The following is a 22439-nucleotide window of genomic DNA, read 5'->3' as shown; positions in this document are numbered from 1 at the left end:
AAAAATGTTATTCTAATCACTAAGGGCTTACTTTTTAGTTGATTTAATAAATGCAAATATACCCGTCTACTTGACTGAGGTACAATTCATATCTTTATGGTGAATGAAAGTGGTGAAGGCTTTGGATGAAAAAAATGAAGAATTAAAAGTTGAGGAAAAAAAAGTAGAGCAGGAGCAAGTGTCAGAAAATAAATCAGGTTACATACGCTTGAAAAAATTCCATTTTATTATGCTTTTATTTTTCCTTGTATTCTTATCAGCAGGGATTACAACGTTTGCTCTAGCGTTTGGAAAAGAAAAAGTGGTAACTGTTACCCCAGATAGAACTGAATTTAATAAACTTTATGAAGCATTTGATACCTTGAAAAATGGATATTATAAGGATGTTAATCAAAAGAAACTGATTAATGGGGCAATTGATGGGATGGTCCAATCCTTAGATGACCCCTATTCAGATTATATGAGTAATGACGAAGCGAAAAGCTTCCATAACAGTATTTCCTCGTCCTTCGAAGGGATTGGCGCCGAAATTCAGGAAAAAGATGGCCATATAGTAATTGTATCACCAATTAAGGGTTCCCCTGCAGAAAAAGCAGGTTTGAAACCAAACGATATGGTTGTTTCTGTAAATGGGAAGAGTCTTCAGGGAATGAATTCGACCGAAGCTGTCACATTAATAAGAGGCAAAAAAGGTACTAAAGTGACATTATCTATCCAACGGCCCGGTATAGAAGCTCCTATGACAGTTCCAATTGTTCGTGATACGATTCCAATTGAAACAGTTTATGGAGAAATGGTTGATAAGTCTATTGCAAAGGTTCAAATTACCAGCTTCTCAAGCAACACTTCGAAAGAGTTAGTTAGTACGTTAAACGATCTGCAGAAAAAGGGTATGAAAGGCCTCGTTTTAGATTTGCGTCAAAACCCAGGGGGCTTATTAGACCAAGCAGTGAGTATTACAAGCATGTTTGTCCCTAAAGGAAAAGTGATTGTTAAAGAAGAAGACCGTAATGGAAAAGTGAAGGAAATTGCTTCTGAAAATGGAGGGAATCCTGACCTTCCACTAGTGGTTTTAATTGATAAAGGCAGTGCAAGTGCTTCTGAAATTTTTGCAGCTGCAGTAAAAGAATCAGCTGGCGTTCCACTTGTTGGTGAGAAATCCTTTGGAAAGGGAACGGTTCAAACGGCAGCTGATTTCGAGGATGGCTCTAATCTAAAATATACAATTGCCAAATGGTTAACACCGGATGGTAACTGGATTCATAAAAAGGGGATTGTCCCTGACGTAGAAGTGGCGCTGCCAGAATATGCGACATTACCGATTATAGATCCAGATAAAGAGTTAAAACTGTCCACTTCATCTACAGAAGTTCAGACAGCTCAGAAGATGTTAAAGGCGATTGGGTATGACCCAGGTCGTGTGGATGGGTTCTTTGATGAAAAGACTAGACAAGCTGTCCTTAAGTTCCAAACAGCAGAGAAACTCCCTGCAAATGGCGTGTTAAAGGGTGACTCCACTTTGAAGTTAATGGATGTTTTACGTGAAAAAATAAAAAACAGTGACACACAGCTTCAAAAAGCAGTTGAGGTACTTAAAGGCCGTATGAAATAATATTAGTGAAACCCGATTCCACAACTGGAATCGGGTTTATCATTACTATGAAGGATAACTAGAAAGGAAAAGAATGATGGAAAAAACTGAGGTGTACATATTATCTGGTTTTCTGGGAAGCGGAAAAACCACACTATTAAAACAATTACTCGAAGATGAGCGCAGCCATGGCAGAAAAGTGGCTGTAATGATGAATGAACTTGGTCAAGTTTCAATAGACTCAGATAGTGTGGAAGAAGATGTGTTATTAAGAGAGTTATTAGGTGGATGCATATGCTGCTCGATTCAAGACGAACTTGAAGCCCAGCTTCAAGGATTATTAATGGATAACCATCCTGATGTAATCTATATAGAGACAACTGGGGCAGCCCATCCAGTAGAGGTACTAGATTCGATTCTTTCTCCATTATTTGCCGATCAATTAATAATAAAAGGGATTATTACAACAGTTGATGGCACTAGGTGGAAGGATAGAAAAACGCTGGGACCGCAGCTGCAGCAATTAATACTAGAGCAAGTTAGAAATGCCGATTTTATCTTAATAAATAAAACAGATGATTTAACGGAAAATGAACAGGCCAAACTTATTTTTGAGATTCAAGGCTTAAATCAAAAAGCACCATGCTTATTAACCAATTTTTCGAAAGTTCCAATCGGGCGGATAAGAAATTTAACAGCCTCTCTAGAGAAAAAGTCAGGTCACATCCACTTAAATCTATCCACATTTGTGTACCAGTTTAACCATGCAGTTAATCATACCGCTTTTGAGGAATTTTTAAAGGAATTACCTGAAACAATTTACAGAATAAAAGGGTATGTGAAATTTCACCATTCAGAATATCCCTTCCTTTTCCAATACTCATATGGGATGCCATTGTATATGAAGGAACTGATGAATCTCAAATTAAACCTTGTGTTTATTGGTGAAAATGTGGATTGGAAATTAATCCAAAACCAGCTTGCATCTCTTGAAAACAGTGATAATCAGGATGAAAATGAGAAATCGTGAATGATAATTTCCCCAAAAGGCAACTCTTTTAATGTAGAAAAAATCCATTAAAGGAGGAGCTCCCATGAAGAAGACCGCATGTTGTTTATTTATAATTATGCAAATCCTCCTAAATGGCAATGGGGTATATGCAGCAAATTCACAAATGGGTAGGATTGAAATGACTGAATGGAATAGAGTTGATCAAATCTTACCCAGATACACGAAATTTACTGTCCGGGATATAGAAACGGGAAAAAAGTTCAAAGTACAGAGAAGAGCGGGCAGTAATCATGCGGATGTACAGCCGCTTACGTCAAAAGATACTAAGATTATGAAAAAAATCTATGGGGGAAAATGGAGCTGGAAACGGAGGGCTATTATTGTCATTTATAAAAATGAGCGAATTGCTGCTTCCATGCATGGAATGCCTCATGGAGCCGGGGCATTAAAGAATAATTTTCCTGGACATTTTTGCATACATTTCTATGGCAGCACCACCCATCGCTCCAATTCAATGGATTTATCCCACATGCTGATGATTTATAAGGCTTCAGGGAGATTAGATCATTACCTTGCTAATGCCGATCCTTATCAGATCGTAAATGCATATGTTGCCGGCTTTAAGCAGCAGGATTCTGCGATTGTTGCTAGTATCTCTTTACAAAAAATAAGCTGGGCACCAGTCTTAGAAAAAATTGAAAATGTAAGGATATCAAGATTAGAACGGCTGCCGCCTGAAGACCTTACCGAGGAAATAAGTCTGGATGTTCCTGCTGAGATTGATTGGTATATAAAGGGTAAGGGCGGGCAAACCTTTCGTGAAGAAATCCATTTAATACGTTTTTCCCCTGTTGATCCTTGGAAGGTGGATTCGAGTTCATTTTTAAAAGAGAATCATTTCTAAAAAACAAAACCACCTTTATTAATGATAAAGGTGGTTTTGTTTTACTTATCTTTGTTCACCAAATTTAACGAAGGTCAATTCATCCTCAATTAACCCACAGGCACCGCATTGAACACGTACCTGAGGACCATTATATGGAAGATGAAAGGGTTCAAGCTCATTCTGCCCATACTCGTGAAGAACATCTCCGGATTGGGGATCAAGTTTAACGGAATGCGGGATTTGTTGAATAATATTGAAACGGCTCCGATTCGTTTTACAATTAGGACATTTATATGGGGTTGACATTGGTTTCTCCTTTCTTATCTTTATTAATCATTATTTTTTGCAAAAATATTGGTAAATATGTAACAATGCAAGTGGAGTATTTAAGTAAGGGGGATTATTTCGTGAAAAAACTAGGACTTATGTTGATTGTTTTTCTTTTATTTAGTTTAGCCGTTTCTTGCAGCAAGCAGGAGGAGAATTCAGGAGAGATTCCGGAAATGGTCGAAGTGAATTTGACTGTGAATCCGAATCCAGGTGAACCTAATAAACCAATTACTTTCGAGGCAGAGGTAACCCAAGGGAAGGAAAAAGTCGATGATGCGGATGTTTCCTTTGAAGTTTGGCGGTCAAAAGATGAGCATCATGAGAAAATTTCTGTTAAACACACAGAAAATGGAATCTATCGGTTAGAAAAGACATTTAAACAAGAGGGGACCTATTATGTCATCTCCCATGTAACTGCCCGGGACATGCATAATATGCCCAAAAAGGAATTTACAGTAGGAACACCTAGTGAGAAGGAAGAAGATTCAACATCGGGCCACTCGATGGATGGCATGGATATGGATGACCATGAAAACCATAATCAATAGGGGCTTAAATTAACAAGAAGACAGCTTCTTTGCTGTCTTCTTGTTTTTTAAATGTAATTATTCCTCCTTTTTTGCTTTAATATTTACTGCTGCTTGCTTACCGAGTTTCTGTTTCACTATTTTATCAATTTGTTTTGAAATATCTCCTTCATATGACGAACCGATATTTAACCTGCCAGTCAGTTCCTTAATACCTAATTGGCCGAGATTGTTAGCATAGTCTAAACGCTCGATCAAAATTTGATCAACCTGCAGGTGATTAATTTGAACAGATGGAATCATCTCTTTCTCCTGTGCAGGAGCAGGGGCATTTATTGATTTTACTTCTATTTTGACATCGTTAATAGCGGATTCTAAAGAGGATATTTTATTTTCCAATTCCGATATTTTCTTCCTAAAAGTTTTCTTTGAAGTGAACAAGTGAAAGAAGAATCTCATAAAAACCCTCTATTCAGAATTGGGATGTGGCATAACGATCATAGGAATGTTTCTTAGTTTATCTTATTTGAATTTATCTAAAACATGCAAAAAAAATTAACGCTACAGGATTTCTGTTACGTCAATTTGTGAGTATTGCATATCAATATTCTTCGGTATTTTAATTTCTAGTACGCCATCCTTGAAGTTGGCAGTAGCGCCTTTTCTTTTCACAATAGCTGGGAGAGTAATGGTGTTTGAATCTTCCCTGTCAGGAATATGTTCGATAATCAGTTGATTGGATGTATAATATAAGCGAAGTTGATTCAGCCATTCTTCGTTACGAATTGGAATTCTTACAAATACATAATCATGGGTTTCGAAAGTGGAAGAGTTTAAAATATTTGACTGGTGCTTTGACTCTGATTTTTGAAAGCCATTGAATAAATCCTGGCGATTCATCATATCACCCATGTTTGGCATCATTTTTCCAATAAGGTCCTGAACGTAATTGTTTATCTCATCAGGTTTCATTTTTTGTAAGGATTCTTTCATATCCTTTGAAAAAGGTAACATATTCCAAGGAAACATGATTCTTCAACCTCTCTAAATCTAAAATTGATTTGCAATTGGTGAGGAAGGATTGGCAATTTGATCTTGGTCACTAATATCTGTGTCTCCAAAGCCATTAAGAGAGAACGAACTCGAAGGAGATAAATCTCCTAAGGCAAAATTTGATCCAATCCACTTTTGGTTGGCCGTATGGCTATTTTGGACGGAGGGTCCCAAAGAAATATTGGCATTGTTAGCAACGGAATTCGTCTTTATATTGAATATGTTTATTTGAAATGGCATTTTTTTCAGTCCTTTATTTCGAATTACTAAAGACGTTTGACGGATTTGCGATATCACCCATATCATTAATGTCTGGATCAATGAAGACATTTTCCATCGCCGCTGTAGGCGGTGCAAAATCCCCATAAGATGAATTTTGACCTTGGGATTTGGAATTTGCTGTATGGGCATTATGAAGGGCTTCACCGATGTTGACAGACCCGTTATTAGATACACTGTTAATTTTCAGGCTGAAGATATTGATTACAGTCTGCATCCTGCCACATCCTTTATTGTTGGTTAACCCATCATATGCAATTAACCGCCCATCCGTTATTAAAACTTCTGACTTAGGGACGGCATAAGTTAAAATTTGCATATATAATCATTTCTTTTTAACATATATATAAAGAGAGAACTTAGTATAGAGAGGTAATGATTAGTGAAAAAGAAAACGGCTTTGATTACAGGGGGAGCATCAGGCATCGGCAAAAAAACGGCACAACTGCTTGCAGAAAATGGGTATCAACTTGTGATCAACTATCGAAAGAGTGAGTCAGAGGCTGTTTTCTTAGCAAAGGAAATAAGTGATCATTACGGGACGAATACAATAGCTGTTCAAGGAGATGTGGCAAATAAAGAGGATTGTATTCGAATTGTTGATGAGTCGCTTTCAGTTTATTCGAGTGTGGATGTTTTAGTTCATAATGCGGGTCCATACATACATGAGCGAAAAAAAATGACTGATTATACCTTTGATGAATGGAATTATTTAATTCAAGGTAATTTAACAGCGGTGTTTCATTTATCAAAATTAATCATCCCGGAAATGCGCAAACAAAACTGGGGCAGAATTATTACCTTAGGCTTTGATAGGGTTGAAACGGCCCCGGGCTGGATCTATCGTTCAGCTTTTGCCGCTGCAAAGACAGGTTTGGCTTCCCTGACTAAAACCATTGCGATGGAAGAAGCTCAATATGGTATTACAGCAAATATGGTCTGCCCTGGAGATATAACCAGCGAGTGGAAGGAGAAAAGTATTTTAGAATCAATATCAGCAAAAGAAAAAAACCTAACCACTGGCAGGCAGGGGACGGGTGAGGATATTGCGCGTGTAGTTAGTTTTTTAACCGAGGACAAATCCGATTTTATTACAGGCAGTATCATTTCGGTAACAGGGGGAACGGATGTCTTAGGAAAGGCGTTTAAACCAAAGTTAATTTAAACAATTAAAAGCAATCGGCTAAAGGCCGATTGCTTGTTAAGCTTCGAGTAAATGTGAATCTGTCTGAGTCTCAGTTCCGTTTCTCAATAAGTGGAAGGTATATAAGTCTTTTGGAATTTCATATAAGTCATATACGTCTTCATTGGCATTCAGCTGTGCATAGAGAGTCGCTCTATTTTCGTTGGCTTTTACAACATATGGGAGCTTCTCGGCAGCTTTGATGGAGCGAATATTTATTTTACGAATTCGCATAAAGATGGTTTCAATCCCCGCCTCGTAAAAAAGCTCCTTAAAAAAGGCTTCCTTAGCCGGACTGTTATAGCCCTTTCCATGAAAGGGCTTGCCAAGCCATGTTCCCAAGAAACCTGCTTGATCTGCTATGTCAAATAAGTTGATTGTCCCAATAGGTGAACCCCATTCATCGAGGATCGTACGTGAGATTAATTCTCCGCGTTCTTCCGCTTCAATCGTTTGTTTGGTCATAAATAAAAATTCTTCATAGGAGTTTGCTTTTTGACGCACAAAAGGGAAGACATCTGGATGCGTCATCAGTTCGTACAGTGTCTGGCTCTCATGAAGATCACGTTTTTTTAACATGAAAATCCCTCCATTAGGGCATTCCGATCCCATGTCTAAAGAAGCGGTCCACCCTCGAAATTTTTTATAGAATTACGTAAAAAATTTCGGGGTGGGAATCGAACCCACTAGAACCAGTAAAACTGGTGGCGCACCATTTGCCTTCCCTATATCATTTTTTTGTTACCGAATTAATATGGTTATAAACCCCCAAATCGAAATTAGGTCCAAAAATCCTACTTGCTTAGAGTATAATACAAGAAAAAAAGAAAAAAAGAAATAGGTTTTTGGCGGTTTTTCGATAATATTTTTTACCAATTTTCTACACTATTCTATGCTTCCGAATAAATAATGTCACCCCCAATCATTGTCCATTTCGGCTTGGCTAAATAATGGAAGGGGTGGTGCGTCCAAAGGACTAAGTCAGCATCCTTGCCCTCCTCAATACTTCCTGTTTTATCGTCTATTCTTAGATTTCTTGCAGGCAGAATGGTAATACCTTCGAGCGCTTTTTGTTCTTGCAGGCCTTCGCGGACGGCGAGACTCGCACATATATTTAAGTATTGAATCGGTGTATAGGGATGATCGGTAATAATTGACACTTCCAACCCATGATTCGTCAATTCTTGATAGGTCTTCCAGGTTTTGTTTTTTAACTCTACTTTAGATCTTCTAGTAAGTGTTGGTCCCACTGATACTTTTAAATTGAGTCCTGCCAATTCATTCGCAATTAAATGCCCTTCAGTACAATGCTCAATCCGCAGATCAAGCTGGAATTCGTCTGCAAGACGCACGGCAGTAATGATATCATCCGCTCGATGGGCATGAATCCTGACAGGAATTTCTCTTTTTAATGCCATAACTAACGGCGCCACACGGAGATCCTCTGGATTATCCGAATGGATGGCCTTGTAAAAGGCTTCTCTAAGCATGCCCATGATCCCCATTCTTGTAATGGACTCACTGTTCCCATGGCTATGAATCCTTTTTGGATTTTCACCTAAGGCGATCTTTAACCCCGCAATTTCTTGAATAATCATCTTTTTAATGTTTTTCCCAGTTGTTTTAATCACAGAAGTAGTTCCACCGATTACATTTGCACTTCCCGGCATAACATGAACGGTGGTAATCCCGCTTTTCACTGCATCGCTAAAGGCCGGATCTAATGGATAAACTCCATCAATTGCCCGAATGTGAGGTGTGAGAGCCTCAACTGTTTCATTCGCATCATTCCCTGCCCAGCCAGTTCCTTCATCGTATAAACCTAAGTGGGTATGAACATCAATAAACCCTGGAAATAAATAAAACCCACAACAGTCTAATATATTTACTTCTAAATCAGTTATTAAGTTCTTACCAATTTTCTTAATCCTGCCATTTTCGATTAAGATGTCTGTATTTGCTGATGGTTCAGAGGTAACTGGATACACATTTGCATTTTTTAAAAGTATTTTATTCATAATAAAACCTTTCTTAATGAGGTTTATGGTATTTGACCGATTTTAGCAACATAGGTGTCTTAAGTAAAAGTCTGCTATTACTAATTTATTTCAAGTTTATTTGAAAAATGAAGAAACCTTTAGAAAGATATAGCGTAAATATTATCGATAACAAAAAATTTATTTAATGGGGGATAAAAAATGGTGAAGAGTGAAGAGAAGCTATTAGCAGCAGGTTTGTATGTCTTAAGTTTGCCCTTTCCAATCTTAGCTCCACTCATAATTTGGTTATTAAAAAAGGAAGAGTCACCTTTCATTGACGTCCATGGAAAAGAATATTTTAATTTTTTAATTTCGTATACGATCTATTTTATTGTCTCAGGTATATTGACGATTGTAATTATAGGGATTTTCCTTATGTGGATAGTAGGCATTGCAGCACTTATTTTTACCATAATAGCGGCGGTTAAAGCATATGAGGGAAAAGAATATCAATTCCCATGGATCTTTAGATTAATAAAATAAGAAAAAGAACCCGGCAGCTTTGCCGGGTTCTTGACATGTAGAACGGACAAATAAGCCCAATGAGTTATAGAAAAGTTGATTGAAATCGTATCGGTTGCCTAGATAAAACTAATTCTATAATATTACATATGTATTTTATGCAAATTTTAACTGGGGTGAGGCAGTATGTTAGACCAAACAGGGTTAGTATTAGAAGGCGGCGGGATGCGTGGTGTATATACTGCTGGAATACTCGAGTGCTTCTTAGAAGAGGAACTCTTTTTTCCTTATGTAATTGGTGTTTCCGCGGGTGCGTGTAATGCCGCTTCCTACTTATCTAAACAAAAAGGCAGAAATAAACTAGTTACCGTAGATTATGCAAGTGATCCTAGATATATCTCTTGGAAAAACTATTTGAGAAATGGACAGTTTTTTGGCATGGATTTTATTTTTGATGAAATCCCTAACCAGCATGTTCCTTATCATTATGATGTCTTTTATAATAGTCCTTCAGAGTTTGTCGTTGGGACAACAGATTGTGTAACAGGACTGCCTGTTTATTTTAAGAAACAGGATTATGGTTCAGACTTGCTTACCGTTTTAAGGGCTTCAAGTTCATTGCCATTTCTTGCACCGGAAATACGATTCCAAGATAAAATATTATTAGATGGCGGGATCAGTGATCCTATTCCAATTAAAAAAGCTCAACAGGATGGATGTAAAAAAAATATTGTCATCCTAACCAGAAATAAGGGCTATTTGAAAAAACCTTCAAAATTCCATTTCTTAGTGAACCGGAAATATCCGAATTACAAGGGATTACAACAGTCGTTACGAATGAGATATCAGAAATATAATGACACCGTCAACTATTTAGAAAAAGAAGAAAAAGAAGGAAACATACTCATTATCCGTCCAACCGACCCGTTGAAAGTCGGAAGGATGGAAAGAAATCCACAAAGACTAGAAGAATTGTATTTTCAGGGATATCAGGATGCAAAGGCTTCACTGAAAAAAATTCTTTCATATATTAATGATTAGAGAAGAGTCTAGCAAGGCTTTTCTCTTTTTTATATAAAGTAGAAAACTTCTATCATTTTTCTCTTAAACTTAAATAAACTTTTAGTAGAGGAATTTATAAGGGGTTATCTGAATGAATACAAATGAATATTACCGGGATACAGCTAATTTAAACTTAAATGGTAGTATTGCTGCACTAGTACCTGCCACTATGATTATTATCGGAAATCTAATGTTCATAAAACATAAAGAAATAATGCTATTAACCATTCCATTTATCATGTATAGCTTAATTAGTTTTCAAGTCTATCTTTTTCGCTTGAGACAATCTTTATCAATCACACGAAATATGAAAACACTAGAAAATGACTCACATTCATTATTCAAAGCAAACCATCTATTACTGCTTTTTAGGAGTGCCCAGTCCTCCTGTTTATTCCTTTATTTTACCAATGGTCATTTGGCAGGGAAAATGAAGAAATTTCGCGGAACTGGATTTGACAGGTTGAAGCCTTCCAGAACGTATGTTTTATATGATCATAGAGACCAGGTACTGGGTTTCTATAAACTAAAAGGCAAGAAAGTAGTAACGATTGAAGTATATAATTCTAATAAAAAGTTTTTAGGCCGTTTTGCAAAAAAGAATACCGTTCTTAGAAAAACAAAAAAAGAGTTATTTGACCAAACAGGAGGATATATCGGTGGAGTAGAAGGGTCGCCTGTATTTATGGATGAACAGGTTTATGATCATGGTTACAAAGAAGTGGGACGGCTCCGCAGGGGCTGGATGCCAATTGAATGGAGCCGTTTTTTTCCGGAACCGAATACACCAGTACTTACGATAAAAGAAGGTTTATCAGAGGAGGACAAGCTGCTTAGGATGTCATTATTAATCAATGAATACTTTATTGAGAGATAAACATGACAGTTTCCTTACAGAATAATGTTTGATATGATGAATAAAACATACTATTCTGGGGGTAAACGTCGTGCAGATAGATTTAATAAAAGGTCATGGTTCAGGAAACGACTTCCTGCTTATCGATGAGATTTCAAATGATTATGTATTTACTGAAGAAGAACGAGCGAATCTTGCCAAGCTGTTATGTAATCGAGACACCGAGCTCGGAGCAGACGGAATTTTGTTTGTTATGAAAAGTAGTCATGCAGCTGGAAGAATGAGAGTCTTTAATTCGGACGGTTCGGAAGCATCCATGTGCGGAAATGGCCTGCGTCTCGTAGCTAGATATATTTGTGAGCTTAGGGGATTAGATGAAGCAGTTATTGAAACAATGAAAGCAAATTTAAAGGTCAGCAAGCAAGACGATATTTATCCCCAAGTACACACGTACCAAGTTGAAATTTCCCCAGTCTTGTTTGAATTAAAGGCATTACCGTTAAATTTAAATAAGCCTACACTTTTCAATGAAAAAATTAAAGAGCTTTCAGAAGAGTTAAGGTTTACGGCTCTGGCTGTACCTAACCCGCATTTAATTTCCATTGTGGAGACAGAACAGCTAGAAAATAACCTACAGAAACAACTAAGTGAAAAAGTGAATGGTCCCAACCATCTATTTCCGGATGGTGTCAATGTCAGTTTTGTAAAACCGCTTGGGAAAGACTCCATTTACGTTCGAACCTTTGAACGGGGAGTAGGGTTTACAAATGCATGTGGTACCGCAATGTCTGCTTCTTCACTGGTTACGTGTTTAACTGAATTGAACGAATATGAAAAGGTTATTGACGTTTATAATAATGGCGGTAAAGTTCAATGTGTGGTTCATAAATTAGACGGAACTTATACCATTGATTTAATTGGGAACGCCACTTACCTCTATCGTGCTTCGATTCAGGTAAATCTCGGAGAAAAAACTTTTTCTAATCTTTCAAGAACAAATCTTTCTGAACAAGCTACGTATGAAAAGCTCCAAGAGGATGCACAAGAAATGATTAAACAATCACTTTAAGGATAAGGCTCCGCCTTATCCTTTTTTTCCGGATTTTCTTAAAAACTCAAGGACTGGAGAAAAGGGCTGAATCTCCTTTGTTTGAAAATAATCTGAAAATGGGTCGCCTTGGCTGCGAATTCGTTTAAGAGCGTTTTCCATATTAAAGGACACAGGTGTCAGTTTTTCATTTACTTCCTCCCAATAGAGAGGGGTCGCGACACCGGCGTGCTCATTTCCTCTCATGGAGTAAGGAGCGATAATTGTTTTTCCTTCTGAATGTTGAACATAATCCACATATAATCTGCCGCCGCGATTCTTTTTCATTCGTTCGATCGTGAACGAATCAGGATCTTTCGATATTAAATATTCTGCCATAAAGCTGGTAAATAACCTTGTGTCATCATAGGAATAAACATTCTCCGGCAAAGGAAGGTACACTTGCAGACCTTTGTTCCCGGAAGTTTTTATGAATCCAATGAGATTCAATTGATCAAGTACTTCTTTTATTAATAAGGCAGCTTTAATCGCTAAATGGAATGCATCCTTGGACGGCGGGTCCAAATCGAAGACGATTTCGCTTGGACCTATGCTGTTAACAGTTTGAAATGGGATATGAAATTCTATCGCGATTTGATTTCCGAGCCATACAAGTGTTTTTAGGTTATTGCATAAGATGTAATCGATTCCTTCATCTATTTTAGTCTGAACAAACTCTGGTGCATAATCAGGGCAGTTTTTTTGATAAAAAGCTTCCCCAAACATTCCATGTGGAAAACGGATAACGGTTAACAGGCGGTCCTTTAAGAATGGCAGCATATATGGCGAGACTTCCCGTAAATAAAGAATATAATCAGCCTTTTGTATGTTTAACTTTTCCCACAAGGGTTTGTCAGGATGAGTAATTTCCAAATCTTCGGGAAGGTTTTTTTGGGCAAACATAAAGTGGTCATAAGTACAACCTGCTGGTTCTAAATCAAAACGAAAGCGGTCAAAATGGGGTTCGCGCAGTTGATTGTCATATAGTTCCAGGTATTTTACTTCAAGACATATAGCTGGTTCCACATAAATAAATTGATCGTCTTCTTTCACCATGTTTTGTCTTATTGTTTGTTTTAGCGCATCCTTTTCTTCTGGTTTAAACCCAAATAATACTTGGCCAATTGAAAAAATAGCTTGACCTTTGTATACACCGATATAAAAATACCCATTCGTTTTATCATAGGAGGTAATAAAACAGCTGACAAATTTCCAGTTCTTATACTTGAGCCATTGCAGTGAACGTTTCCCTTCCTCCCAAAGACTTCTATTATTCTTGGCTATAATTCCTTCACCATCGTATAAGACAACTTTTTCCCATAACTCGTTAAAGTCTTCGTGTGGTTTTACGTATTGAAAAAGCTGGTCATTATAGGGGTCAGGATCCAAATCAAACCCTATCGAACGAAATAATTCCAGTAATGTTTTTTTCCTTTTATGAAAGGGTTCCCCGGAAGTCCCTTTTCCTTTAAATATCAATACATCAAACACCATTAAACGGCAGGGAGAATTTTTGGCTTGTTCTGAAATTTTCTTTTCACTCTTTAACCTGCCCCGGACTTGGATCGCAGAAAAATTAGCTTTATGTGTGTTTTCGAGATAGACTAATTCCCCATCTAATTGTAAGGGAATAAAGGGTCTTAATTGACTCTCATACCGCATTAGGAATTCTTTTATTTCAGGGAATTGGGGTAATAAATCCTTTCCATTCCTGCTCATAAGTTCGATTCCATCAGCATTCCAAGTTAAAATTGCCCGAAAACCATCATATTTTACCTCGTACTGCCAATCTGGCCGTACGGGTAAATCAAAGGTTAAGCTTGGCAGCATCGGCTTCATTATTTTAATATCCTCTCTTTTTTATGTTATTTTGCATCAATCGATAACACTTCATCCTTTTGGCAAATGTTTTAAAGCATGATATTTAAAAGCTTTCCGCAAAATAAAAGAAAAAGAATGGAGAATTCCAATGCATACAATGTGGAAAGGCAGTATTAGTTTTGGACTTGTAAATATCCCAATTAAACTCCATACAGCGACTGAGGATAAAGATATCAAACTTCGGACCTTGCATAACAAATGTCATGCACCGATTAAGTACGAAAAAATTTGTACCGTCTGTGAAGAAGAAGTAAAACCGGAAGATATCGTCAAAGCGTATGAGTATACAAAGGGAAAGTTTGTTGTCCTTGATAATGATGAATTAGAAAAGCTCCGTAAAGAAAATGAAGAGAAGGCTGTAGAAATTATTGATTTTGTAAAAATTGAAGAGATCGATCCGATTTATTTCGACCGCACCTATTATATGTCACCAAATGAAGGTGGAAGTAAAGCTTATTCATTATTGCGCAAAGCGTTGCAGGATTCTCAAAAGGTAGGTCTGGCAAAAATCATTATTCGCTCTAAGGAACAGCTGGCAGTCATTCGTGTATACGAAAATACGTTGGTGATGGAAACGATCCATTATCCTGATGAGGTCCGGAAAGCAGGAGATGTACCTAATGTTCCTGCAGAGGATAAAGTAACAGATAGAGAGTTAGAAACGGCGATATTATTGATTGATCAATTAACCACTAAATTTGAGCCGGAAAAATATACAGACGAGTATCGTACGGCGTTATTAGAGCTAATTGAGTCTAAACGAACCGGTCAAGAAACAGTTACGGCAGCGGCGAAAGAACCAGCATCCAATGTAACCGATCTAATGGCTGCCCTGCAGGCATCCATTGACCGAACAAAACCGAGTAAAACACCGGCACCTGCACTTAAGAATGCCGCGACTGATGTAGCTAAACCCAAAAAAGCGGCAGTCCCAAGAAAAAAAGCACCAGCAAAAGTAAAGAAAGAAGCATAGAGATTTCAATTTCAATCTAATAAGGAAGGCTAAGGAACTTTGTCTTAGCCTTTTTTATATCGCTGTTATACTTAAGTTTGTTAAGCTGATAAGTCAAGGCACAGCTTGCATAATTGACTAAAGTATGAAATTGTGATAAAATTTAAATATATTTTGCGCTGTAATTTATTTTTGGCTTAGTCGTAACTGCATGTTTGTGTAATGTCTTATTACCTTTCGTGTAAGCTTACGTCTTTTTATTATTAAAACATTTTTTATGAAAAATAAAGGGGTGATGCAACAATTGAAAGCATCACCCTTTTATATATAGTTATACTAGAATAATAGCTTCAATCCATGGTTCAAAGATAATCATGACTATTAAGGGGGAGTGATCGATTTGGCATTTGGCAGAAAAAATGAAGAAGAAATAAAATTAGAGGAAACAAAGATTTGGGTTTGTACATCTGAAACTTGCAAGTGCTGGGTTCGTGACAATTTTAAAAGCAGCGAGGATCCAGTTTGTCCTATCTGCAAAAGTGAAATGGCTCAAACTACTAAAGAGTTGCAAGTCATTCATAACCACAGTAAAAATTTCATGTAAAATTAAGAAAGCAGGGAGTTCAAAACTTCCTGCTTTATTCTTCTCCTTCGGCAGCGTGTTCTTTACAATAAGAAAGAACTAACTCTTCTTCATCCTCTTCTAATTCAAAGTCAAGAACCTTTTCTGATTCTTGCTCAAAAAAGTGATAGCTGGTTATTTTATCTCCGTTTTCTTCACGAACATATATACATCTTAATCCGACACCATTATCTGAATACAGTTCATCCTCTTCATCCACTTCAAGTGTTAAAAAAAACTCGTATCGTTCTCCAGAAAGCAGGCCAAATGGATCCTCTAGTTTTTCCACTTCATGTTCTGTAATCTTCAATCCAATCATCCTTTGCAGTTTATTACCTCCATCATTATACACGTTTTTAAGCGATAACCCAAAAAGTGACTTTGGTAACAGTAATTTTTATGTTTTTGAATTTATTGTGAAAAAATGCACAAAGTTATCCCGGTTTTACTAGATTACGGTAAGATTAACAATATAAAGGCTTACAAATCAAGGAAGTTGGTCATTTCATAAAGCAAGGAGAGAGAAAATGACATCAACAAAAGAATCCGTACAGATTCAATTACAACCATTTTTATTAGCTAGGAGTAATTTTTATCAATTTCTCCATTTATTATTTGCTGAACCAATTGATGATGACCGTTTGACCGAGTTAAGTAAAGCGGGGAAATTTAATGACCTGAAATTCGACCATGAAGGCGGTAAAATCCTCGCAGATTTTTTTGAGAATATGACAAGAAATAAAAACGTCATGACTGAAAAAGAGGAATATCGCCGGTTATTTATCGGTCCAGGAACATTAATAGCGCCTCCTTGGGAGTCTTATTATCGAAGTGAGGAAGGTCTATTATTTGAGGAATGGACTTTTCAGATCAGAGAGCTTTTTCACCAATATGGACTTCAAAATATCCATGAAAATAACGAACCAGACGATTCCTTATTTCTTGAATTAGAGTTTATGATCTTTCTTATCCATTTATCTCTGCAGACGGAAGAAACTAAGGAGATTAAGGACTTGATTTCGAGTCAGATTCACCTTTTAAAGGACCACATGACTATCTGGATTCCGGAATTTTGTCAAAGAATTATTGATCATTCAAATAGCCGGCTTTATATAGGGGCGGCCATGCTGCTCAAAGAATTTTTAATCTTTGATTTAACATCTTTATTGGAAGTAAAGGAGGCATTAGAATATGTCTGAAAATAACCACTTAAAGAATTTGTTATCAAATAAAATGCAAAGACGGACCTTTTTAAAATGGTCAAGTGCCATCGGGATTCCCATCATTGCTGGTGGAGTAGGATCTAAGCTGCTTGTGAATAGGAAAGAAGAAGCAAAACCTGCTTCAGCCAAAGAGGAGACCAAAGAGAAAATAATTTCTACCTGCAGTATTACAAACTGTGGGGGAAGATGTGTAATCAAAGCCCATGTGAAGGATGGGGCAGTTGTCCGTATTAGTACTGATACTCAAAAAGGAGGAGACCTGTCGTCACCTCCCCTAAGAGCGTGTGTTAGAGGCAGAAACTATCGTAAGATGCTTTATCATCCTGAGCGCTTAAAATACCCTATGAAACGTACAGGTAAACGGGGAGAAGGAAAGTTTGAAAGGATCACATGGGATGAGGCTATTGAAACCATTGCATCGGAAATGAAACGGATTGGTGATACATACGGACCTGAATCAAGATATGTAAACTATGCAACGGGGCAAAGCAGCGGTATTCATGGCGGCCGGAATGCGGCCAGAAAACTATTGTCGCTAACGGGCGGATTCTTAAGTTACCGCGGGGACTATAGTGTAGGTGCAGGCGGGGTAGCGACTCCTTATACATATGGCACGAATGATTCGGGAAGCAGTTTTGACTCACTCTTACACTCCAAATATATCATTCTCTGGGGACAAAATCCTGCTGAAATGATCTATTCTACTCCTTACCGGGAATATTTAATGCAAGCAAAGAAAAATGGGGCAAAGATTATTGTCATTGATCCCCGTTATTCTGATACCGCAATCGCTTATGCGGATGAATGGATCCCTATCTTGCCGACAACGGACGTTGCCTTCATGGATGCGATGGGGCATTGTCTAATTACTGAAAAATTACATGACCAAGCATTCTTAGATAAAAATTGTATTGGTTTTGATGAAGCCCATATGCCTGATGGTATAGCTGGTAAGGAATCATTAAAAAGCTATCTATTAGGGGAAAAAGACGGAGTTCCCAAAACACCAGAATGGGCCGAAAAAATATGCCGCGTGCCTGCAGATAAAATCAGGCAAATTGCACGGGAGTATGCAGAAGCAAAGCCAGCTGCTTTAATTCAAGGCTGGTCTGCGCAGCGCCAGGCATATGGTGAGCAGTTTATGCGCGCGGGGGCACAATTGGCCTGTCTGACAGGAAATGTTGGCAAGCTTGGAGGCTGGGCTGCAGGGACAGGTTCGTGGAGCCGAACGAACGTTGTTCGACCATTTACTTACGAAAATCCAGTTAAGGCTTCCATCCCTTGTTTTCAATGGACCATGGCAGCTGAAAAGGGGATGGAAATGACTGCTGCTGATGGGCTGGAAGGCGCAGAACGGCTTAATACGAATATAAAATTAATCTTTAATTTAGCAGGCAATATGTTAATCAATCAGCATGCAGACATCAATAAGACAAGAAAACTGCTTGAGGATGAAAGCAAGGTTGAATTTATTGTTGCCAGTGATCTCTTTATGACCCCTAGTGCTAAATATGCTGATATTTTACTGCCAGGGACAACCTTTTTTGAACGATATGATATCGGATTTCCTTGGGGGGCTGGAGATTATGTTGTATTTGGCGATAAAACGCTCGAACCGTTATATGAATGCAGAGATGAATACGATGTGTTTGCTGGTGTTGCTGAAAAACTTGGGGTGAAGGAACAGTTCACTGAAGGGAAAACCACACTTGATTGGGTAAAAGAAAGCATTACGCGAACGAGAAAAGAAGTAGATCCAAGTTTTCCTTCCTTTGAAGAATTAAGGAAAAAGGGGGCCCACCATTTCAAGTTTGACCAGCCTCTGATCGGATTTAAGGAGCAGATTGATGATATTACCAATCATCCCTTTTCAACGCCTTCAGGCAAAATCGAATTATTTTCCAAGGCCCTATGGGAGATGAGCCAACCCGATGAAATCCCGGCGATTGCCAAATATATTTCATCATGGGAAGGACCAGAGGACCCTTTAATTAAAAAGTATCCGCTGCAGCTCATCAGCTGGCACTATAAGCGAAGATGTCACTCCACCTATGATAACCAGCCGTGGCTGGAGGAGGCGTATAAACAAGAAATGTGGATGAATCCAAGGGATGCAGAAAAAAGAGGGATCAAAAATGGGGACCGTGTTCAGGTATTTAATGACCGAGGCTCATTATTGATATATGTAAAAGTTACACCGCGCATCACTCCGGGAGTTGCGGGAATCCCTCAGGGCGCATGGTATACGCCTGATAAGAATGGAATTGATCAACGGGGTTCCGTTAACGTATTAACATCGCAAAGACCAACACCTCTGGCAAAAGCTAACCCGCAATTAACCAACCTTGTTGATGTAAAGAAAGCATAGGGAGTGAGGATCTTGGAACAGCTGGGATTTTATATTAATCAAAGCTTCTGTATTGGCTGTAAGGCTTGTGCAGTGGCTTGTAAGGATAAGAATAATCTGGATGCAGGCATTAATTTCCGAAGAGTTTACACCTATGAAGAAGGATACTTTACCGAACAGCCTACAAAGGGATTGGTTCCTAACATAAAAGCATTTTATTTCTCCATTTCATGTAATCACTGTAAGGATGCAGCCTGCATACCGAGCTGTCCAACCGGAGCAGTTGTAAAAAACAAAAAAAATGGAGTCGTTACCATCGACCAGGATGTCTGTCAGGGGGCACAATTATGCATAAAGGCTTGTCCGTATGGTTCGCCTCAATATAATAAAAAGGTGTTTAAATCAAATAAATGTGATTTCTGTATGGATTTACAGGAAAAAGGGGAGGATCCTGCCTGCGTAGCTTCATGTCCGATGCGTGCAATTGAATTTGGCCCGATTGAAGAGCTGAGAAAAAAATACGGAAATCTTAGTCAAACTAAAGGGATGCCAAGTGATTCGGTTACCCATCCCAACTTAGTCATTACCCTTCACAGAGATGCTCGGGCTTGATAGTGAGAAAAATATCCTGTAGGTGAGTATATGTCCTTATTAATGAATTGGCTAGAAAGTCTGAATGTTGATGTAAAGATTAGCAGCGATTGTTCAAGAAAGAAACATCGCCGGTCCACCTGCACTTTATGTGAAGATGCCTGTAATGAGGGAGCAGTGCTGGTCACACATGAGTCCATTGATATCGATCTAGAACGATGTCATTCATGTGGGGAATGTATAATGGTCTGCCCCCTTTCTGCAATCGAAGGTACGATAGAGTCTAGGGAATTTGAAAAGGGTAGTCTTGTTTACAATCCATCGTTTATTCCATCTGTAAAGGAATTGCTTATTTACACACAAAGAGGGGCAGCCTCTATCATGACGAGGATAACCCCTCTCAATAAAAATTGGAATGATATTCTCGAACAAACAAACAAAACTTTACGGGACCTGGATGAAAGTTTAATTAAGGTAATCGAAACCAGTGAGGATAAGGGGTTATCACGGAGGGCTTTATTTTCATCCCTTCAAAAAGACGGAAAGCAATTTGTAAAAAACATGACACCTGCAGAGTGGAAAATGGAAAAAAATCAATGGCTTATTACAAAGTATTTTCCTGATTATCAATTCTATAAAGTGGAATTAGTTGTTGGGAAATGTACCTTATGTCAGATTTGTTTCTCCTTTTGTTCCCAAAAAGTATTTACTATAAACGGAGGTTTTTTGCAGGCTGCTAATGAAAAATGTGTGAATTGTTTTGATTGTACAGATATCTGTCCAGAAGACGCCATAAGGATTACACCTGAATTAAGAAATAAATCTATCTCACAATATCGATATTATAGGAATAGATGCAAAGCTTGTGGAAAGGAATTTTTGACTTTTCAACTAGAGAAAGATAAATGTTCGATTTGCCATGACAGAAATCCAGAGTGGTTAAGCCCTTATGAGTAGGGATTAAAAAGAGCATCTCTTTTAAAAACGAATAGTCTAGTCCAACAAAAAAGTGCTGAGGTTACTCAGCACTTTTCAACTTGTAGCTTTAGGTTTTATTGCAAACATCGTTATAATTGCCGCTAGTACACTTAAACTGCTGAGAACGATAAAAATCCAATGGCTGGCATACTCCATTAAAACGGCGATCAACGGCGGCCCTGCTGCCACCCCGATAAATCTCATTGAACTGTAAATAGATGAGATGGTCCCGCGTTCTTCTTTTTCAATCCCTTCCGTAATTAACGCGTCTAAACATGGAAGGCTCAATCCAATGCCAACACCGGTAATGAGAAACATTGTTAACATGTACCAAAGCTGGATTGAAAACCATAGTGCAGCAATCGAAGCCGCAGCAGCAATGATACTAATCAGAGTGATCCATTTCATTAAGACTTTATTTTTCTTTATTATTTTCCCGCTAATAAAGGAGGCTAAGCACAACGCTCCAAGTGGTAAGGCTAAAAAGATTCCCTTTTTCAGGTCTTTTATCCCATATTCTTTCTCAAAGGTTTCCGAAAGATAAAATAATATGCCAAACAAGACAAGCATAAGGATTCCTCCAATAAAAAAGATGGCATACAGCCAACGTCCCTTTTCAGTGAAGGTCTTTTTAACATTTGAAAAGAATTGTTTAAAAGGAATTGGTTTTTCATTACTTTTAGGACATTTAACGAGAAATATCATTAAGATAACAGAAATTAGACAAAACACAGGAATGGAGAAAAAGGGTAAGTACCAGATGAATCCGGCAAGGAAAGCCCCGAGTATTGGACTTAATACTTTACCAAACGTATTAGACGTTTCAATTAAACCTAAACAGCTGCTAACATCATCTTCACTTTTAAACATATCGCCCACTAAAGGAAGTACAATCGGCATTGCGCCTGCTGCTCCTACTCCTTGTAGTGCCCGGCCGATTAGTATAAGCCAATAGGCATCGGCTAACTTCCAGGCAGCCCACCAAGAAATAAGTCCACCGACCGCCGCAATTAGCAAGCTTGGGATAATAACCCGTTTTCTGCCAATATGGTCGGATATGTATCCGGCAACTGGAATTAAGAAAATCGCGACGATGGAGTAAACCGTTATGATCATACTTGTTTGAAAGGAAGTGATGGATAATTCCTTCTCCATAGAAGGTAATACTGGAATCAACATTGAATTTCCCAAAGTCATGACTAAAGGAATGGAAGACAGCGAAACGATTGCCCATTTTTGTTTGGCAATTTCACTTTGCTTTTTTTGACCAGCCGCTGATTGTTTCTTTTTTGCTGCCTTTTGATCTTGGCTTAATCGTTCAATATGTTCCATGAATCTTCTATCCCGCCTTCATTTTTATGCTCTCAACTTCTACTCCGAAGAGAAATGTTGGCTTTTCAATACTAATGTTAATATGGGCAAATACCTGTGAAAATAACAAATTTTAAGTTATCCTTTAAATGGAAGAGGACGAACGA

General features: G+C 38.0%; 25 protein-coding genes. 15 read left to right on the top strand and 10 right to left on the bottom strand.

Features of this window, described 5'->3' with window-relative positions; translation table 11 throughout:
• Positions 1-103 precede the first annotated feature (103 nt).
• From GXK58_RS06885 to GXK58_RS06875, 3 genes are all read left to right on the top strand, one after another.
• A complete protein-coding gene (locus tag GXK58_RS06885; RefSeq protein WP_160721131.1) occupies positions 104-1612 on the top strand; it encodes a S41 family peptidase in 1509 nt (502 codons plus the stop codon).
• A 76-nt stretch (positions 1613-1688) separates the two neighbouring features.
• Complete coding sequence (locus GXK58_RS06880) at positions 1689-2621, top strand: CobW family GTP-binding protein (RefSeq protein ID WP_160722146.1); 933 nt, start codon at positions 1689-1691, stop codon at positions 2619-2621.
• 64 nt (positions 2622-2685) lie between these two features.
• Positions 2686-3507 carry a hypothetical protein gene (locus tag GXK58_RS06875; protein WP_160721129.1) on the top strand — a complete coding sequence of 274 codons (822 nt, stop codon included), beginning with the start codon at positions 2686-2688 and terminating at the stop codon, positions 3505-3507.
• Between the two features lie 45 nt (positions 3508-3552).
• Here GXK58_RS06875 and GXK58_RS06870 read toward each other — a convergent pair whose 3' ends face one another.
• Positions 3553-3795, bottom strand: coding sequence for a DNA alkylation repair protein (locus GXK58_RS06870; protein ID WP_160721127.1), 243 nt, complete (start codon positions 3793-3795; stop codon positions 3553-3555).
• A 101-nt stretch (positions 3796-3896) separates the two neighbouring features.
• Between GXK58_RS06870 and GXK58_RS06865 the strand changes: the two genes are divergently transcribed.
• Positions 3897-4367 (top strand): FixH family protein, encoded by a 471-nt coding sequence (locus GXK58_RS06865; RefSeq protein WP_237389590.1) that lies wholly within the window; start codon positions 3897-3899, stop codon positions 4365-4367.
• A 57-nt stretch (positions 4368-4424) separates the two neighbouring features.
• On the opposite strand, the gene GXK58_RS06860 is transcribed toward GXK58_RS06865, so the two are convergent.
• From GXK58_RS06860 to GXK58_RS06845, 4 genes are all read right to left on the bottom strand, one after another.
• Complete coding sequence (locus GXK58_RS06860) at positions 4425-4745, bottom strand: hypothetical protein (RefSeq protein WP_160721125.1); 321 nt, start codon at positions 4743-4745, stop codon at positions 4425-4427.
• A 162-nt stretch (positions 4746-4907) separates the two neighbouring features.
• A complete protein-coding gene (locus GXK58_RS06855) occupies positions 4908-5375 on the bottom strand; it encodes an Hsp20/alpha crystallin family protein (RefSeq protein ID WP_160721123.1) in 468 nt (155 codons plus the stop codon).
• Between the two features lie 21 nt (positions 5376-5396).
• On the bottom strand, positions 5397-5639 hold the full coding sequence (locus GXK58_RS06850; RefSeq protein ID WP_098529384.1) for a spore germination protein: 243 nt from the start codon (positions 5637-5639) through the stop codon (positions 5397-5399).
• 13 nt (positions 5640-5652) lie between these two features.
• The gene (locus tag GXK58_RS06845) at positions 5653-5895 is read right to left on the bottom strand and encodes a spore germination protein (protein WP_101651386.1); all 243 of its coding nucleotides are present in this window, start codon (positions 5893-5895) and stop codon (positions 5653-5655) included.
• A gap of 165 nt (positions 5896-6060) precedes the next feature.
• Between GXK58_RS06845 and GXK58_RS06840 the strand changes: the two genes are divergently transcribed.
• Positions 6061-6843 carry an SDR family oxidoreductase gene (locus GXK58_RS06840; RefSeq protein WP_160721121.1) on the top strand — a complete coding sequence of 261 codons (783 nt, stop codon included), beginning with the start codon at positions 6061-6063 and terminating at the stop codon, positions 6841-6843.
• Positions 6844-6879: 36 nt separating this feature from the next.
• On the opposite strand, the gene GXK58_RS06835 is transcribed toward GXK58_RS06840, so the two are convergent.
• On the bottom strand, positions 6880-7440 hold the full coding sequence (locus GXK58_RS06835; protein ID WP_160721119.1) for a GNAT family N-acetyltransferase: 561 nt from the start codon (positions 7438-7440) through the stop codon (positions 6880-6882).
• A gap of 311 nt (positions 7441-7751) precedes the next feature.
• Complete coding sequence (locus GXK58_RS06830; RefSeq protein ID WP_160721117.1) at positions 7752-8879, bottom strand: amidohydrolase; 1128 nt, start codon at positions 8877-8879, stop codon at positions 7752-7754.
• A gap of 180 nt (positions 8880-9059) precedes the next feature.
• Between GXK58_RS06830 and GXK58_RS06825 the strand changes: the two genes are divergently transcribed.
• The 4 genes from GXK58_RS06825 (at position 9060) to dapF (ending at position 12349) form a co-directional block, all read left to right on the top strand.
• Positions 9060-9383, top strand: coding sequence for a DUF4870 domain-containing protein (locus tag GXK58_RS06825; protein WP_160721115.1), 324 nt, complete (start codon positions 9060-9062; stop codon positions 9381-9383).
• A gap of 165 nt (positions 9384-9548) precedes the next feature.
• A complete protein-coding gene (locus GXK58_RS06820; protein ID WP_160721113.1) occupies positions 9549-10403 on the top strand; it encodes a patatin-like phospholipase family protein in 855 nt (284 codons plus the stop codon).
• 112 nt (positions 10404-10515) lie between these two features.
• The gene (locus GXK58_RS06815) at positions 10516-11301 is read left to right on the top strand and encodes a hypothetical protein (RefSeq protein WP_160721111.1); all 786 of its coding nucleotides are present in this window, start codon (positions 10516-10518) and stop codon (positions 11299-11301) included.
• Positions 11302-11371: 70 nt separating this feature from the next.
• Complete coding sequence (gene dapF / locus GXK58_RS06810; RefSeq protein ID WP_160721109.1) at positions 11372-12349, top strand: diaminopimelate epimerase; 978 nt, start codon at positions 11372-11374, stop codon at positions 12347-12349.
• Positions 12350-12364: 15 nt separating this feature from the next.
• Here the strand turns inward: dapF and GXK58_RS06805 are convergent, their stop codons facing one another.
• Entirely contained in the window at positions 12365-14206 is a 1842-nt protein-coding gene (locus tag GXK58_RS06805) for a DNA ligase D (RefSeq protein ID WP_160721107.1), read from the bottom strand.
• Between the two features lie 130 nt (positions 14207-14336).
• Here GXK58_RS06805 and ku point away from each other — a divergent pair, with 130 nt between their 5' ends.
• Both ku and GXK58_RS06795 read left to right on the top strand, forming a co-directional pair.
• Positions 14337-15221, top strand: a complete 885-nt coding sequence (gene ku, locus GXK58_RS06800; protein WP_160721105.1) for a non-homologous end joining protein Ku — start codon at positions 14337-14339, stop codon at positions 15219-15221.
• Positions 15222-15600: 379 nt separating this feature from the next.
• Positions 15601-15804, top strand: a complete 204-nt coding sequence (locus GXK58_RS06795; protein WP_202171310.1) for a cold-shock protein — start codon at positions 15601-15603, stop codon at positions 15802-15804.
• A gap of 34 nt (positions 15805-15838) precedes the next feature.
• Here GXK58_RS06795 and GXK58_RS06790 read toward each other — a convergent pair whose 3' ends face one another.
• Positions 15839-16141, bottom strand: coding sequence for a DUF6509 family protein (locus GXK58_RS06790; RefSeq protein ID WP_160722140.1), 303 nt, complete (start codon positions 16139-16141; stop codon positions 15839-15841).
• A gap of 208 nt (positions 16142-16349) precedes the next feature.
• Between GXK58_RS06790 and GXK58_RS06785 the strand changes: the two genes are divergently transcribed.
• From GXK58_RS06785 to GXK58_RS06770, 4 genes are read left to right on the top strand one after another with little or no spacing between them, the layout of a single operon-like run.
• Entirely contained in the window at positions 16350-17021 is a 672-nt protein-coding gene (locus tag GXK58_RS06785; RefSeq protein WP_160721104.1) for a TorD/DmsD family molecular chaperone, read from the top strand.
• Positions 17014-19413: a DMSO/selenate family reductase complex A subunit gene (locus tag GXK58_RS06780; protein WP_202171309.1), complete on the top strand. Its 2400-nt coding sequence runs from the start codon at positions 17014-17016 to the stop codon at positions 19411-19413. The genes GXK58_RS06785 and GXK58_RS06780 overlap by 8 nt, the downstream gene beginning before the upstream one ends.
• A 3-nt stretch (positions 19414-19416) precedes the next feature.
• Positions 19417-20004: a DMSO/selenate family reductase complex B subunit gene (locus tag GXK58_RS06775; protein ID WP_337248164.1), complete on the top strand. Its 588-nt coding sequence runs from the start codon at positions 19417-19419 to the stop codon at positions 20002-20004.
• A gap of 30 nt (positions 20005-20034) precedes the next feature.
• A complete protein-coding gene (locus GXK58_RS06770; RefSeq protein ID WP_160721101.1) occupies positions 20035-20940 on the top strand; it encodes a 4Fe-4S dicluster domain-containing protein in 906 nt (301 codons plus the stop codon).
• A 75-nt stretch (positions 20941-21015) separates the two neighbouring features.
• Here the strand turns inward: GXK58_RS06770 and GXK58_RS06765 are convergent, their stop codons facing one another.
• Entirely contained in the window at positions 21016-22293 is a 1278-nt protein-coding gene (locus GXK58_RS06765; protein ID WP_160721100.1) for an MFS transporter, read from the bottom strand.
• Between the last annotated feature and the right edge of the window lie 146 nt (positions 22294-22439).

This window comes from Bacillus sp. USDA818B3_A, from assembly GCF_009928415.1.
GTDB lineage: Bacteria > Bacillota > Bacilli > Bacillales > Cytobacillaceae > Neobacillus.
This window is presented reverse-complemented; position numbering and strand designations above follow the sequence as displayed.

What these genes read in the sequence shown, in the direction of transcription:
- GXK58_RS06825 (WP_160721115.1), top strand. Translation starts at nt 9,060, where the DNA reads ATGGTGAAGAGTGAAGAGAAGCTATTAGCAGCAGGTTTGTATGTCTTA.
- GXK58_RS06855 (WP_160721123.1), bottom strand. Translation starts at nt 5,375, where the DNA reads ATGTTTCCTTGGAATATGTTACCTTTTTCAAAGGATATGAAAGAATCC.
- GXK58_RS06845 (WP_101651386.1), bottom strand. Translation starts at nt 5,895, where the DNA reads ATGCAGACTGTAATCAATATCTTCAGCCTGAAAATTAACAGTGTATCT.
- GXK58_RS06770 (WP_160721101.1), top strand. Translation starts at nt 20,035, where the DNA reads ATGTCCTTATTAATGAATTGGCTAGAAAGTCTGAATGTTGATGTAAAG.
- GXK58_RS06885 (WP_160721131.1), top strand. Translation starts at nt 104, where the DNA reads ATGAAAGTGGTGAAGGCTTTGGATGAAAAAAATGAAGAATTAAAAGTT.
- GXK58_RS06830 (WP_160721117.1), bottom strand. Translation starts at nt 8,879, where the DNA reads ATGAATAAAATACTTTTAAAAAATGCAAATGTGTATCCAGTTACCTCT.
- GXK58_RS06765 (WP_160721100.1), bottom strand. Translation starts at nt 22,293, where the DNA reads ATGGAACATATTGAACGATTAAGCCAAGATCAAAAGGCAGCAAAAAAG.
- GXK58_RS06880 (WP_160722146.1), top strand. Translation starts at nt 1,689, where the DNA reads ATGGAAAAAACTGAGGTGTACATATTATCTGGTTTTCTGGGAAGCGGA.
- GXK58_RS06850 (WP_098529384.1), bottom strand. Translation starts at nt 5,639, where the DNA reads ATGCCATTTCAAATAAACATATTCAATATAAAGACGAATTCCGTTGCT.
- GXK58_RS06815 (WP_160721111.1), top strand. Translation starts at nt 10,516, where the DNA reads ATGAATACAAATGAATATTACCGGGATACAGCTAATTTAAACTTAAAT.
- GXK58_RS06875 (WP_160721129.1), top strand. Translation starts at nt 2,686, where the DNA reads ATGAAGAAGACCGCATGTTGTTTATTTATAATTATGCAAATCCTCCTA.
- GXK58_RS06780 (WP_202171309.1), top strand. Translation starts at nt 17,014, where the DNA reads ATGTCTGAAAATAACCACTTAAAGAATTTGTTATCAAATAAAATGCAA.
- ku (WP_160721105.1), top strand. Translation starts at nt 14,337, where the DNA reads ATGCATACAATGTGGAAAGGCAGTATTAGTTTTGGACTTGTAAATATC.
- GXK58_RS06820 (WP_160721113.1), top strand. Translation starts at nt 9,549, where the DNA reads ATGTTAGACCAAACAGGGTTAGTATTAGAAGGCGGCGGGATGCGTGGT.
- GXK58_RS06790 (WP_160722140.1), bottom strand. Translation starts at nt 16,141, where the DNA reads ATGATTGGATTGAAGATTACAGAACATGAAGTGGAAAAACTAGAGGAT.
- GXK58_RS06870 (WP_160721127.1), bottom strand. Translation starts at nt 3,795, where the DNA reads ATGTCAACCCCATATAAATGTCCTAATTGTAAAACGAATCGGAGCCGT.
- GXK58_RS06805 (WP_160721107.1), bottom strand. Translation starts at nt 14,206, where the DNA reads ATGAAGCCGATGCTGCCAAGCTTAACCTTTGATTTACCCGTACGGCCA.
- GXK58_RS06835 (WP_160721119.1), bottom strand. Translation starts at nt 7,440, where the DNA reads ATGTTAAAAAAACGTGATCTTCATGAGAGCCAGACACTGTACGAACTG.
- GXK58_RS06785 (WP_160721104.1), top strand. Translation starts at nt 16,350, where the DNA reads ATGACATCAACAAAAGAATCCGTACAGATTCAATTACAACCATTTTTA.